This is a genomic window from Pseudonocardia sp. KRD291 (assembly GCF_019263595.1).
Classification (GTDB): domain Bacteria; phylum Actinomycetota; class Actinomycetes; order Mycobacteriales; family Pseudonocardiaceae; genus Pseudonocardia.
Window position 1 is genome coordinate 1 of the sequence record NZ_JADQDD010000052.1, and the last position, 13,973, is coordinate 13,973.

The 13,973-nt window shown below is 73.4% G+C and carries 11 protein-coding genes and 1 riboswitch; of the genes, 6 read left to right on the forward strand and 5 right to left on the reverse strand.

Annotated elements, in window-relative coordinates; all coding sequences use genetic code 11:
• The 4 genes from I4I78_RS10125 to I4I78_RS10140 form a co-directional block, all read right to left on the reverse strand.
• The coding region (locus I4I78_RS10125) for an alpha/beta fold hydrolase (RefSeq protein WP_218611002.1) at positions 1-1,000 on the reverse strand (1,000 nt) is incomplete at its 3' end.
• Positions 997-2,244 carry a formamidase gene (fmdA, locus tag I4I78_RS10130; protein WP_218611003.1) on the reverse strand — a complete coding sequence of 416 codons (1,248 nt, stop codon included), beginning with the start codon at positions 2,242-2,244 and terminating at the stop codon, positions 997-999. The genes fmdA and I4I78_RS10125, both read right to left, overlap by 4 nt.
• Before the next feature lie 64 nt (positions 2,245-2,308).
• A complete protein-coding gene (locus I4I78_RS10135; RefSeq protein WP_218611005.1) occupies positions 2,309-2,593 on the reverse strand; it encodes a zinc ribbon domain-containing protein in 285 nt (94 codons plus the stop codon).
• A gap of 64 nt (positions 2,594-2,657) precedes the next feature.
• Entirely contained in the window at positions 2,658-3,698 is a 1,041-nt protein-coding gene (locus I4I78_RS10140) for a substrate-binding domain-containing protein (protein WP_218611022.1), read from the reverse strand.
• A 192-nt stretch (positions 3,699-3,890) separates the two neighbouring features.
• Between I4I78_RS10140 and I4I78_RS10145 the strand changes: the two genes are divergently transcribed.
• On the forward strand, positions 3,891-4,322 hold the full coding sequence (locus I4I78_RS10145; RefSeq protein WP_308252003.1) for a MarR family winged helix-turn-helix transcriptional regulator: 432 nt from the start codon (positions 3,891-3,893) through the stop codon (positions 4,320-4,322).
• Positions 4,323-4,638: 316 nt separating this feature from the next.
• Complete coding sequence (locus I4I78_RS10150) at positions 4,639-6,090, forward strand: hypothetical protein (RefSeq protein WP_218611006.1); 1,452 nt, start codon at positions 4,639-4,641, stop codon at positions 6,088-6,090.
• Positions 6,091-6,357: 267 nt separating this feature from the next.
• Here the strand turns inward: I4I78_RS10150 and cobN are convergent, their stop codons facing one another.
• Entirely contained in the window at positions 6,358-10,062 is a 3,705-nt protein-coding gene (gene cobN, locus I4I78_RS10155; protein ID WP_218611007.1) for a cobaltochelatase subunit CobN, read from the reverse strand.
• 121 nt (positions 10,063-10,183) lie between these two features.
• Positions 10,184-10,308, reverse strand: a riboswitch (cobalamin riboswitch).
• 167 nt (positions 10,309-10,475) lie between these two features.
• On the opposite strand from cobN, the gene I4I78_RS10160 reads away from it, so the two are divergent.
• The 4 genes from I4I78_RS10160 to I4I78_RS10175 all read left to right on the forward strand — a co-directional run bounded on the left by I4I78_RS10160 (position 10,476) and on the right by I4I78_RS10175 (position 13,905).
• Positions 10,476-11,483, forward strand: coding sequence for an NlpC/P60 family protein (locus I4I78_RS10160; RefSeq protein WP_218611008.1), 1,008 nt, complete (start codon positions 10,476-10,478; stop codon positions 11,481-11,483).
• 130 nt (positions 11,484-11,613) lie between these two features.
• Complete coding sequence (locus I4I78_RS10165) at positions 11,614-12,072, forward strand: hypothetical protein (protein ID WP_218611009.1); 459 nt, start codon at positions 11,614-11,616, stop codon at positions 12,070-12,072.
• Between the two features lie 97 nt (positions 12,073-12,169).
• Positions 12,170-13,270, forward strand: a complete 1,101-nt coding sequence (locus tag I4I78_RS10170) for a precorrin-3B synthase (protein WP_218611010.1) — start codon at positions 12,170-12,172, stop codon at positions 13,268-13,270.
• Positions 13,267-13,905, forward strand: a complete 639-nt coding sequence (locus tag I4I78_RS10175; RefSeq protein WP_218611011.1) for a precorrin-8X methylmutase — start codon at positions 13,267-13,269, stop codon at positions 13,903-13,905. Before I4I78_RS10170 ends, I4I78_RS10175 begins: the two co-directional genes overlap by 4 nt.
• Positions 13,906-13,973 lie beyond the last annotated feature (68 nt).

Consider the following 13,973-nt stretch of genomic DNA (forward strand, 5'->3'; position numbering starts at 1 on the left):
TGAACGCGGTGTCGGTCGGGTTCTTCCCGCCGCCCGCGAAGTGCCCCCACACCCCCGGGATCACCCGCAGCTCGGCGTCGCGCATGTGCGAGACGGCCCACCGCTCGTCCTCGGGCGGGAAGTAGAGGTCCTTCTCGGCCGGCATCACGATCGCCTTCGCCCGGATCGAGCCCAGCGCCTCCTCCGTGGAGGAGAACCCCGGCGTCGCGCCGACGTCGCCGTGCCACCAGGTGTCGAGCATCGTGAGCAGGTTGTTCGGGTCCCGGCCGTCGAGGAAGAACTCCTCCCAGAACCCGACGACGAAGTCCTCCAGCGAGGTGAAGCCCAGCTCGCGCCAGCACTCGTCCCAGTAGAAGGCCTGCGAGAACCCCCAGCCGGCGTAGATCCGGGCGAACGCGCGCAGGCCGTTCGCGGGCCACCGCTCGGGCGGGTACCACCCGCCGTCGAACCCGGCCGACGCGGTGAGCGCGGCCCGCAGCGAGTCCAGGAACACCCGGTTGTGCGGCGCGGTGCGCGGCGACCCGCAGAACGGCAGCATCCGCTGCACCATCTCCGGGTGCGACACCGCCCACTGGTAGGTCTGCCCGGCACCCATCGACCAGCCCAGGACCAGCGCCAGCGTGGAGATCCCGAAGTGCTCGGTGACGAGCCGGTGCTGCGCCTCGACGTTGTCGACGACCCGGATCGGCGGGAACCGCGGTCCTCCGTGGTGCTGCGGCGAGTTCGACGCGGACGACGACAGCCCGTTGCCGAGCATGTTCGGGACGATCACGAACCAGCGTGACGGGTCGAGCGCCTTCCCGTCGCCGATCAGCCACTCGTTGTCCCAGTGCCGACCCGAGTACCACGTCGGGTAGACGATCGCGTTGCTCTTGTCCGCGTTCAGCTCCCCGTAGGTGCGGTAGGCGATCCGGGCCGGGCGCAGTGTCTGCCCGCACGCGAGCGTGAGGTCCGGGATCTCGAAGAGCTCGTAGGGCACGTCCGGGCCGTAGGCGGTCACGAGCTCACCGCGCAGCTGCCCCGGTCCTTCGACACCGGACCGGACGCCGAGGGCCGGATGTCGTCGTCGAAGATCGCGGTCGGCAGGTAGAGCGAGCAGCACGCGTTCGGGATGTCCACGACGCCCGAGATCCGGCCCTCGATCGGCGCCGAGCCGAGCAGCAGGTAGGCCTGCGGTCCCGAGTAGCCGAACTTCTGCAGGTAGGTGACGGCGTTGAGGCAGGCGTTGCGGTAGGCGACGGTGGCGTCGTTGTAGAGCTGGGTGTCGGTGGTGTGGTCGACGCCGATCCCGATGAACGTGAGGAACTCCGAGTAGCGCGGCTCCACGTTGCCCGGCATCAGGATCGGGTTCGTGTTGACGCCGTAGGTCTCCATCCCGCCCTTGATCAGGTCGACGTGGAAGTCGATGAAACCGCCCATCTCGATCGCACCGCAGAACGTGATCTCACCGTCACCCTGGGAGAAGTGCAGGTCGCCGCCGGAGAACAGGGCACCGGGCACGTGCACGGGGTAGAACACCCGCGAGCCGCGGGTGAAGTTCTTGATGTCGTGGTTGCCGCCGTTCTCCCGGGCCGGGACGGTGCGCGCGCCGTCCCGGGCGATCGCGGCCGCCACGTCGCCGGTGGCGGTGCCGGCCAGCGTGCTCTCCTCGAGCGGCGGCAGCGCCAGCGCCGGCACCCGGTCCGGGTCGGTGGCGATCAGCGCGCGCTCGCGGGCGTTCCACCGCGAGAGCAGCTCGGCCGAGGGCGCGGTGCCGAACAGCCCGGGGTGGGTGATCCCGGTGTAGGACACCCCGGGGACGTGGCGCGACGTCGCCTTCTGCCCGGAGAAGTCCCAGATCGCCTTGTAGGCGTCCGGGAAAGTGTCGGTGAGGAACCCGCCGCCGTTCTGCTTGGAGAAGATGCCGGTGTAGCCCCAGCCCTGGCCCGGCTTGTCGCCGGTCTCCTGGGGGACGGGGCCGAGGTCGAGGATGTCCACCACGAGCAGGTCGCCGGGCTCGGCGCCCTCGATCGCGATCGGGCCGGAGAGCATGTGCGCGCCGGAGAGGTCGACGTCGCGCACGTCGTTCGCCGAGTCGTTGTTCCCGATCTGTCCGTCGGTCCACTCCCGGCACTCGACGCGGATCGTGGAGCCGGGCCGCACGGTCACCGCGGGCGGGATGTCGGGATGCCATCGGTTGTGGCCGGGCACCGCCTGCCCGCGCATCGAGCGGGCCTGGTCGACGGAGAACACGACATCGGGCACGGCAACTCCTCGGGTCGGGCGGTCGTGCGAATACCGACGCCGGGCGGCGGCATCTGCACACGGGTCAGGGGCGGGGCAGGCGTGCGTGGCGCGGATCGGTCGTGACGGGGTTGGCGCGGCGGTGCCGGCCGGGTACCGAGCCGACGACGCCGGGGGCGTCCGCGCTGGCACCGGAGACGTCCAGCGCCCGGCGCATCCCCGGGTCGAGCGCGGCCAGGGCCGGCGCGCCGAACACGCGGGCCGAGGGCGACCCGCAGTCCGGGCAGCGCGCCGCGAGGTCCGACTCGGCCATCGGCCGGACCTGGTCGAACTCCCCGCAGACCGGGCAGCGGTGGGCGTAGGTCGGCACGGTGTCTCCCGCCGCGTCGTCAACTTACTGTCATATGAAACTATGTCCATGGACAGTAGTTTGGTCAAGCGTCGAGCCGGGCGAGCACGTCGAACTCCAGGCCGTCCGCCCGGGCCATGTACACGCTCTGACGGAGGTGGTTGTGGTGCAGCGAGACCTCGCCGCGGGGACTGTCGTAGGTCAGGGACCCGGCCGCGCCGCACAGCGCGTCGAGCTCGGTGGACCCGGCCCGCTCGGCGAGCCGGGCCAGCAGCGTGAGCCCCTCGTAGCAGGACTCGGCCAGTGCACCGGCCACCGGCGCCCGCACCCCGAAGCGCTCCGCGTAGCGGCGGGAGAACTCCAGCGCCGACGCCGTCGGCAGGGACTCGAAGAACCCGGCGGAGGCGTAGAGCCCGCGTGCGGCCTCGGCCCCGGTCGCGAGCAGCATGTTCTCCTCCATCAGCGGGCTCAGCCGCAGCAGGTGCCGGTGCGCGCCGGCCGCGGCGAACGCCCGGTTGAACCGCACCGCATCCGACCCGACCAGGAACATCAGCACGCCCTGCGCGCCCGAGCGCAGCACCGCGTCCAGGGCCGGCCCGAAGTCCTCGGTACCCAGCGGGACGAACACCTCGTCGAGCACCCGGACGTCCGGCGTGCGGCGCGCCCAGAGACGCGCGGCCCGCGCCGAGACCCGCGGCCACACGTAGTCGTCGCCGACGACGCACCAGGTCCGCACGCCGAGCTCGTCGGACATCCAGCGCAGCGCGGGCAGCACCTGGCGCTCCGGGGTCTCGCCGGCCAGGAACACCCCCGGCGTGCGCTCCCCGCCCTCGTAGAGCGGCGAGTAGACGTAGGGCACGCGCCCCTCGACGACCGGCGCGAGCGCCTGGCGGACCGCGGAGATGTGCCACCCGCTCACCGCGTCCACCGCCCCGGCCTCGAGGAGCCCGGCGACCTCGGCGGCCACGTCGGCGGGCGCCCGGCCGCCGTCGACCAGGCGCAGGCGCACCTCCCGGCCGAGCACGCCCCCGTCGTCGTTGATCTCGGCCGCGGCCAGCTCGCCGCAGGCCTCGCAGGCCGGCCCGAACAACCCGGCCGGTCCGCCGCGCGGCACGACGAAGGCCACCTCGAGCACGTCGGAGCGGCCGGGTTCGGGTCGGCCGGGTTCTGGTCGGGCGGGCGTGGGACTGGTCGGCACGGTGCCCCCTCCCGCGTGCGGCGCCGGCGAACCGTTCGAGCTGACAGTGTTTACGATGACAGCGATCGCGTCACTCCCCCGGACGGTCCCGCACCGGGGCCCCTGTCGGGAAGGAGCACCGTGCCCACCGCCGAGCCCGAGTCGCCGCCTGGCGCGCCCCTCGTCACCGGGCTGCTCAGCCGTGCCGCGCACCTGATCTCCCGCCGGCTCGAGGACGCGGTGCGCCCACCGCACGGGCCCGGGTTGGACGCCTGGCGGGTGCTCGACCTGCTCGCCGACGGGTCGGGACACCCGATGTCGGAGATCGCGGCACACGCGATGGTGCCGGCCCCGACCCTGACCAAGATCGTGGACCGGCTGGTCGAGCGCGGGCTGGTCTACCGGCGACCGGACGACGGGGACCGGCGCCGGGTCATGGTCCTGCTGGCCGCCCGCGGCCGGGAGCAGCACGCCGCACTGGCCCCCGCCGTCGCCGCAGTGGAGCACGACCTGCTCGGGGCCCTTGGCCCAGACGCCGACACGGTACTTACCGCACTGGCTCGGCTCGGCTGAGCCGCGGGGCGTCGCTGGTCGACTCACTGATCCGCTTACCGCCACGACCGTCCCGTCTCGAGCCCCGAGCGGTCAGAACGGCAGTGAATCCCCCGAGTCGTCCGCCAGATCACTATCGGTGGAGCCCACCGCCACGTCGTCCGCCGCGACGGCATCGCTGGTCGGAACGGCGTCGTCCGTTGCGGGCAGGTCGGTGTAGTTGCGACACCGGGGTGCGTACCGTCACGGAGAGGCCACGACCCGGCCATCGCGAGTCTCCCTCACCCGACCGAGCGGGAGCCGCCACGCGTCCGGCACGTCCGGCATCATGCTCAGTGTGACGGCTGATGAGCAACACCAGTGGAAACAGCCACCGCCCCCGCGACCGCGGCGCCGCAACGCGCTGGTCCTGCGCCTGTACGACGCGCCGATTCATCGCGACGGTCTGGCCTGGTGGACGGCGATCTCCGCGCTGGTGTGGTTCGTCATCATCGCGACCAACACGCAGCCCACCCCCTCGACGCTGCCCCGCTGGCTCGACGGTCTTCTGGCCGCGGTCGTGATGACAGGCCTGCTGGCGGTGCTTCCCGCGGCCGCACGGCTGCAGTTCCGGCGCCTGCGCTGGCGGCAGCGCGAGCGTCAGCGCCAGGAGTCGGGTCCCGTGGGGCCACCGGCGGTCGCGCCACGGGAGGCACGCTCGAGCCCGCTGGACCAGCCGGCGACCCGGGTCACGGCCCGTCCGTACGGCCCACCGCCTCCCACGGCCGGACCGTCCACCGAACACCGAGTCCAAGTGCCGTCGCCTGGTCCGGCGGGTGCGCGTCCCCCTGCCACGCCGGTGAACCGCGTCGCTCGTCCGGCCCCCGAGCAGCCGACAGCGAATGAGCCGGCTCCCGTCCGGCCGGACCCGCCGACACCTACGCCGCCCCTGTCGGAGGAGGCGATCGCCCGGTCAGCGGTGTTCCGCGACGCCCGCGCCCTCCAGTACCCAGTCGCTCGGGCGATTCGGACCCTGCAGGCTGCACGTCACCCGCAGGAGCAATACGTCGCAGCGCTCGATGCCGCCGACGCACTGTCGATCACGCTCGGGATCAGCGGCGCAGCGTGGTTGAACGCATCCGGTGCGGACCCGCAGGCCCTGGCCGAGCTCGGACTCGCCTACAACCGCGGCGTCACCCAAGGAACCTGGGTCACCGTGGCCCGCAAGGCCGCGAAGGCCGCTGCGAGGAGCCCGGACGCACCGCCCGGATTCGCGGCTTTCGCTCAGCGACCCACAAAGGACCAGCTCGCGCGACTCGACGACCTCATCCAAGAGCGGAACAGGTCGGCGCACGGGCAGCGACCGCGTACCCAGGTGGAGGCGACTCAGAGGCTTTCCAGCGTCATCCCGGCGCTGGAAGCCGCGTTGACCGGCGCCGCACACCTCGCACACAGCCCGTGGATCGTCACCGTCTCCAGCTCCTACCGGATCCAGGAACGGACATTCGACGTGTCGGCGCGGCGAGTGATGTCCGACCATCCCGAGTTCGAGCCGGGCCGATGGAGCGTGGGCACGCCGCTGGCCGACGAGCGAGTTTACATGGTTCCCGACGGCGGGACGCCGATCGACCTAACACCGTTCGCCGTGGCGCGCCCTTGCGCTACCTGCCTGCAGCAGGAGATCTTCTACTCGGACAAGCTGCCGCCGCGCGAGCCAACGGTGCTCAAAAGTTTCGGCAGTACCCACGTCACCGGCGACCGCGCCCTCGACGACGAGATCCGCCGTCTGAGCTCCCCGCTCGACACCTGAGCGGCGAACCGATGGTGGAGTCACAGCGGCACCTGCCCGGTCCGGTCACTGCTGGCCGTGCGGCGGTGCGTCCGCCCCATGTGATCGATCCGCGTGGCATGGTCAGTGCCATTGGTGGCTCGGGGAATCCCCCTCGCAGGTCGATCAACAGGAGCTCCCGCAGCTGAGGTTCCGCAAGGCCACCGCGACGCCGTTCGACGACGTCTACGAAGCCCGCCGCTGACATCCACCACCGCCACGTTTTCCCCTGGGACAGACCGGGCGGCGCTACTCGTCGTCCTCCAGATCGCCCTCGGTCTCCAGGAACGTCTGGCGCAGGGCGGCCAGGGTGTCGGGCTCCGGGGCCTCCCACAGCCCCCGGTCCACCGCCTCCAGGAGCCGCTCGGCCATGCCGTGCAGCGCCCACGGGTTGGACTCGGTGAGGAACTTGCGGTTGTCCGGGTCGAGCACGTACTCCGCGGTGAGCGTCTCGTACTGCCAGTCGGCGATGACGCCGGTGGTGGCGTCCCAGCCGAACAGGTAGTCCACCGTCGCGGCCATCTCGAACGCGCCCTTGTAGCCGTGCCTGCGCATCGCGGCGATCCAGCGCGGGTTGACCACCCGGGCGCGGAACACCCGGGAGGTCTCCTCGTGCAGGGTGCGGGTGCGCACGGACTCGGGGCGGGTGGAGTCGCCGACGTAGGCCTCCGGCGCGGTGCCGGTCAGCGCGCGGACCGTGGCGACCATGCCGCCGTGGTACTGGTAGTAGTCGTCGGAGTCGGCGATGTCGTGCTCGCGGGTGTCGATGTTCTTGGCCGCCACCGCGATCCGCCGGTAGGCCCGCTCCATGTCGTCGCGGGCCGGGACGCCGTCGAGGCCGCGGCCGTAGGCGTAGCCACCCCACGTCGAGTAGACCTCGGCCAGGTCGGCGTCGCCGCGCCAGTCGCGCGAGTCGACCAGCTGCAACAGCCCGGCGCCGTAGGTGCCCGGCTTCGAGCCGAAGATCCGGGTGCGGGCGCGGCGGTCGTCACCGGTGCGGTCGCGGTCGGCGGCGACGTGGGTGCGCACGAAGTTCTGCTCGGCGGGCTCGTCGAGGTCGGCGACCAGTGCCACCGCGTCGTCGAGCAGGGCCAGGACGTGCGGGAACGCGTCCCGGAAGAAGCCGGAGATGCGCACCGTGACGTCGATCCGCGGGCGGGCCAGCTCCTCGAGGGAGATCACCTCGAGGTCGCGGACGCGGCGGCTCGCCTCGTCCCACACCGGGCGCACGCCGAGCAGCGCGAACACCTCGGCCACGTCGTCGCCGGAGGTGCGCATCGCGCTGGTGCCCCACACCGACAGCCCGACCGAGCGCGGGTACTCGCCGTGGTCGCCCAGGTAGCGGGCGACCAGCGACTCGGCCATCGCCTGGCCGGTCTCCCAGGCCAGCTTCGACGGGACGGCCTTGGGGTCGACGGAGTAGAAGTTCCGCCCGGTCGGCAGCACGTTGATCAGCCCGCGCAGCGGCGACCCGGACGGCCCGGCCGGGATGAACCCGCCGTTCAGCGCGTGCAGCACCCGGTCGAGCTCGTACCGGGTCTCGTCCAGCCGGGGCACCACCTCCTCGGCCGCGAACCGCAGGATCCGCTCCACCACCACTGCACGAGCGGAGCCCTCGTCCACCCCAGACACCCCAGGAAGCACCCCCGGGGAGGCTGAGCGAGCGGAGCTCTCGTCCAGGTCCGGCGTACGAGTGGAGCTCTCGTCCAGTCCGGGCAGGTGCGCGGCGACCACGTCCGCGGCGGCGTGGGGGCTCCAGGCCGCCGCCTCCATGGCGGCGACCATGGCGTGTGCGACGTGCTCGACCTCGTCTGTGCGTGCGCTCGACTCGGTGCCGTCCTCGGTCAGGCCCAGTGCCTCGCGGAGGCCGGGCACGCTCTGCTCGCCGCCCCACATCTGACGGGCGCGCAGCATCGCCAGCACCAGCTCCACCCGGGGCTCGCCCTCGGGGGCCAGGGCCAGCACGTGCAGCCCGTCCCGGATCTGGACGTCCTTGATCTCGCAGAGCCAGCCGTCGACGTGCAGCAGGAAGTCGTCGAACTCGGCCTCGTGCGGGCGCTCGGACAGGCCCAGGTCGTGGTCGAGCTTCGCGGCCTGCATCAGCGTCCAGATCTGCTGACGGATCGCGGGCAGCTTGCCGGGGTCGAGCGCGGAGATGTTGGCGTGCTCGTCGAGCAGCTGCTCGAGCCGGGAGATGTCGCCGTAGGACTCGGCCCGGGCCATCGGCGGGATCAGGTGGTCGACCAGGGTCGCGTGCGCCCGGCGCTTGGCCTGGGTTCCCTCGCCGGGGTCGTTGACCAGGAACGGGTAGATCAGCGGCAGGTCGCCGAGCGCGGCGTCGGTGCCGCAGGACGCGGACATGCCCAGCGTCTTGCCCGGCAGCCACTCCAGGTTGCCGTGCTTGCCGATGTGCACGATCGCGTCCGCGCCGAACCCGCCGTCGGCGACCGGCGCGGCCAGCCAGCGGTAGGCGGCCAGGTAGTGGTGCGAGGGCGGCAGGTCCGGGTCGTGGTAGATCGCGACCGGGTTCTCGCCGAACCCGCGCGGGGGCTGCACGATCAGCGTGACGTTCCCGCTGCGCAGCGCCGCGACGACGATCTCGCCGTCGGCGTCGTGCGACCGGTCGACGTACATCTCCCCCGGTGCGGGGCCCCAGTGCTCCTCGACGCCGTCCCGGAAGTCCTGCGGCAGCGTGGCGAACCAGCTGCGGTAGCGCGCCGCGGAGATCCGGACCGGGTTGCCGGCCAGCTTCTCCTCGGTGAGCCAGTCCGGGTCCTGTCCGCCGGCCTCGATCAGCGCGTGGATCAGCGCGTCGCCGTCGCCGTTCTCGACGCCGGGGAACTCCCCCGTGTCATAGCCTGCGGCGTCCATCGCCTTCAGCAGCGCGACGGCGCTGGCCGGGGTGTCCAGCCCGACCGCGTTGCCGATCCGCGCGTGCTTGGTCGGGTAGGCCGACAGCATCATGACGATCTTCTTGTCCGCGTTCGGGATCCGGCGCAGGTTCGCGTGCCGCACGGCGATCCCGGCCACCCGCGCCGCCCGCTCGGGGTCGGGCACGTAGACCGAGAGCCCGTCCGCGTCGATCTCCTTGAACGAGAACGGGACGGTGATCAGCCGGCCGTCGAACTCGGGCACCGCGACCTGGGTGGCGACGTCGAGGGGGGACAGCCCGTCGTCGTTGGACTCCCACGTCGCCCGGGACGAGGTCAGGCACAGGCCCTGCAGGATCGGGACGTCGAGCGCGGCCAGCTCGGTGACGTCCCACTCCTCGTCCTCGCCGCCGGCCTGCGCGGACGCGGGCTTCGTGCCGCCCGCCGCCAGCACGGTGACGATCATGGCGTCGGCCGCGCGCAGCGTCTCCAGCAGCGCGGCCGGCGCCTGGCGCAGCGAGGCGCAGTAGATCGGGAGCGGGTTCGCCCCGGCGGCCTCGATCGCGTCGCAGAGCGCCTCGACGTAGGTGGTGTTCCCGGCCAGCTGCTGGGCCCGGTAGTAGAGCACCGCGACGGTCGGGCCGGGCTGCTCCCGCGCCGGGCGCTGCAGGACCCCCCACTCCGGCAGCTCCACCGGCGGCGCGAACACCGCGCCGGTGAGCAGCACCGTGTCGGACAGGAACGCGTGCAGCTGCGTCAGGTTCGCCGGTCCGCCCTGGGCCAGGTAGGTGTGCGCCTGCGCCGCGACACCGGACGGGACCGAGGACAGCTCCATCATCTCCGCGTCCGGGGCCATCTCGCCGCCGAGCGCGACCAGCGGCGTGGACTGCGCGCGCAGCAGGTCCAGGCCCTCCTCGAAGTACCGGTACCCGCCCAGCACCCGGACCACGACGAGGTCGGCCTCGGCGGCCATCGTCGCGAGGTCCTCGGTCGGGACCCGGTTCGGGTTCGCGAGCCGGTAGTCCTCGCCGGAGGCGCGGGCGGAGAGCAGGTCGGTGTCCGAGGTCGAGAGCAGCAGGATCACGCGTCTACTCCCGCCGGGGCGGGACGGTTCTGGGCGCGGCGCATCGTCGAGCCTTCCTCGGGATCCGCGTCCCGGGTCGGAGACGCCCGCACGCAGGTGAGCGCACGGGCGGCGGGCGGTGCAGTGTCCTGGCTTCCGGATCGGCGCTCGCCCCGGCCTTCCGGGCAGGTGCCCGTGGCCGTCAGGTGGGGTCCGCTCCCCGGTGACAGTGGCGGGACCGCGCCGGACTCGCACCGGCTTCCTGTTCCCACCCGCCGTATGAAGGTGTGTGCTCACTGTCCGCAACACCGGCGTACCGCGTCAAGCGGGGGTGGGCGAGGTCGCGGTCGTCACGCGTTCGGGCGGGTGGTCCGTCTTGTCGCCCCGGCTCCCGATCACCGACGATCGGGGTCTCCCCCGGCGAAGGACGTCCCGTGCTCCGATCTCTGCGCCCCATGGCCTCCACGCTCGCCCTGGGTCTGGCACTCACCCTGCTCCCGGCCGGTACCGCCGAGGCGGCCGGGCCGCCGTCGCCGGTGTTCGTCGACGTCGCGGTGGCCACGGTCTGGACCTCCCCCACCAGCCCACGTCCGGTCGACCGCCCGGCGCTCACGAACCCCTCCGACGTCCCCGCCTGGCTGGCCGCGATGAGCACCGCCGACAAGCTCGACCTGACCGGGTCGGACCGCACCCAGACCCAGGCCCTCTACGGGCAGCGGGTCGAAATCCTGAGCCGTCGCGACGGCTGGACCGAGGTCGCGGTGCCCGGCCAACCGACCCCGAAGAACCCGGCCGGCTACCCGGGCTGGATCCCGGACGCCCAGCTCAGCGAGTCCGCGGGGTTCGCCGCGCTGAGCGCGGACCGGCCGACCGCCGTCGTCGGCCGGGCGCTCACGTGGCTCCACGACGACGTCGCGCTGACCCGGCGCGCGACCGAGGTCAGCGCGAACACCCGCCTGCCGGTGCTCGACGAGCGCGACGACGCGGTGCTCGTCGCGACCCCGTCGGGCGGCGTGCGCTGGGTCGACGCGGACGCGGTCACGGTCGTCGCGGACGGGGAGTCCGCGCCGTCACCGACCGGGGCGGAGCTCGTCGCCTCCGCCCGCGGGTTCCTGGGAAGGCCCTACCTGTGGGGCGGGCGCGCCGGGTACGGCCTGGACTGTTCGGGGCTGACCGGGACCGTGTTCGGCATGCACGGCATCACGATCCCGCGCGACGCCTCGGCGCAGGCCGCCGGCGGGCGGGCGGTCGCGAAGGACCGGCTCGAGCCCGGTGACCTGCTGTTCTACGCCCGCAAGGGCGGGAAGGGCGCCGTCCACCACGTCGCGATGTACGCCGGTGGCGGGCAGATGGTCGAGGCGTTCGACGCCGCGACCCCGGTCCGGGTCACCGCCGCCCGCCTGGACGGCGAGTACGCGGGCGCCCGCCGCTACCTGCCCTGAACCGCATCCTGCCCTGAACCGCATCCTGAACCGGGCCGTGGGTCTCGATCGCGCAACGTGATCGGCACCGGCCGTCACCCCGGCCCGGTTCACCCGTTTGCCACACATGCGCAACGGAGCGAGGACGAAGGTGGCGCTGGCCGCCCTGGTGACGGCGGCCGTGATGGTCGTGGGTGCGGGAGCGGCCCAGGCCGACGGTGACGGCGGCGGTACGGCCGTCGGCGAGGGGTCGAACGGCCTGTTCACGTTCGCGTTCTCGGTCGAGCAGGGCAGCGAGGACACGCGCGACGCGTCCGGCGACTTCGAGGCCGCGGGCGTCCCGCCCTCGGACCTGCTCATCGCACCGCAGGGCCCGGCCACCTGCGTCGACGTCCGCGGCAACACCGCCGGGTTCCTCTACCCGGTGAACGAGGAAGGCCGCCCGGCCGTCCTGAAGGGCCAGAACATCCTGATCACCGTCGTGGACGGCGGGCCCGGCGGACAGGACTTCATCGGCTTCCTGCCGACCGAGATCGACCCCGGGACCTGCGCCCCGAACGCCGCGCCACTGCCCGTGCTCTCCGGCGACATCGTCGTCGAGGACAGCTGAGCCGGGCCCGCCCCGGACGCGTGCGGGCAGCCGGTGTGACCGAGCCCGCCGCGTCGCGACCGTCCGGGCCGCGCGGCGGTGTGCCTACAGTGACCTCGTGCCGACCCCTGTCCGTTCCCGCGCCGACGCGTGCCCGGGTGTGCTCTCGCCGCACGACGCCGCGGACGGCGCGCTGGCCCGGATCCGGCTGCCCGGCGGGGTGGTGACGGCGGCGCAGCTGCACGCCGTCGCCGACGTCGCGGACCTGCTCGGCGACGGCGCGGTGCACCTGACCTCGCGCGGGAACCTGCAGCTGCGCGGCCTGGACCGCGACGACCCGGCCCTGGTCCGCGACCTGGCCGGGGCCGGGCTGCTGCCCTCGTTCGCGCACGAGAAGGTCCGCAACGTGCTGGCCTCCCCGGCGAGCGGGATCACCGGCGGGCTCGCCGACGTCCGCGGCCTGGCCGCCGCGCTGGACCGCGCGCTGTGCGCGCGACCGGAGCTCGCGGCGTTGCCCGGGCGGTTCCTGTTCGCGATCGACGACGGCCGCGGCGACGTCGCCGCCGAGCGTCCCGACCTGTGCTGGATCGCCACCGGCGCCGACGCCGGGTCGCTGTTCGTCGCCGGAACCGACACCGGCCTGAGCTGCGCCCCGGCGGACGCCCCCGGCCTGCTGCTCGACGGGGCGAAGGCGTTCCTGGCCCTGCGCGCCGAGCACGCCACCGACCCGGGCACCCGCGCCTGGCGGACCGCCGAGCTCCCCGACGCCGCCGCCCGCATCGCCACCACGCTGCGGGATCGGGCGTCACGCAACGGCGGCCCCCTCGACCAGAACGTGACGCCCGATGATCGCGGGGGTGCGGCACGCCCGGCGGCGCCGTGGGTGCGGACCGGCACGAGCCCGGGAGCGGTCGGCGCTCTGGGCGGGGGCGCGGTCGGTGCGGCGCCGGTTCTCGGTGAGCTCTCCGCCGCCCGCAGTGTCGTCACCGCCCGGGTGGGATCGGCCGGTGCACGTGGTCGGATGCGGTCGCCGCTGCGGCGCCCCGCACACCCCGCACGCCGACGCGGTCGCCGTCGACGACGTGCACTACGCCGTCGACGGCGTGACGGTCCCCGTGTCGGCCCTTGCCGAGTCCCTGCACCGATCCGACACCGCGATTTCCGAGGAGAGCACCCGATGAGCCGCGCCGACGTACTTCCCACCGCGGAGGCGGCATGACGAACGGACACGACTACGTCCGCGACGGGTCCGAGATCTACCGCCGCTCGTTCGCGATGATCCGCGCCGAGGCGGACCTGTCGCGGTTCGACGCCGGGATGGCCGACGTCGCCGTCCGGATGATCCACGCGTGCGGGCAGGTGGACCTTGCCGGGGACATCGCGGCCTCGGCAGGGGTCGTCACCGCGGCGCGCGAGGCGCTGCGCGGCGGCGCCCCGATCCTGTGCGACGCGACGATGGTCGCCTCCGGCGTCACCGCGGCCCGGCTGCCGGCCGCGAACGACGTCGTCTGCACGTTGCGCGACGCCCAGGTACCGCGACTGGCCCAGGAGCTCGGTACGACCCGGACGGCCGCGGCGCTGGAGCTGTGGCGGGCGCGGATGGGCGGCGCCGTCGTCGCGATCGGCAACGCGCCCACCGCCCTGTTCCACCTGCTCGACATGCTCGACGCCGGCGCCCCGCGCCCGGCCGCGGTGATCGGGATCCCGGTCGGGTTCGTCGGCGCGGTCGAGTCCAAGCAGGCCCTCGCCGAGCGCGACGACCTGGAGTTCCTGGTCGTGCACGGCCGCCGCGGCGGGTCCGCGATCACCGCCGCCGCGCTGAACGCGCTGGCCCACGAGCAGGAGATCATGTGAGCGACGACGCACTCCCTCCCGCGGAGGAGCCGGACGACACCGACGACGCACTCCCTCCCGCGGAGGAG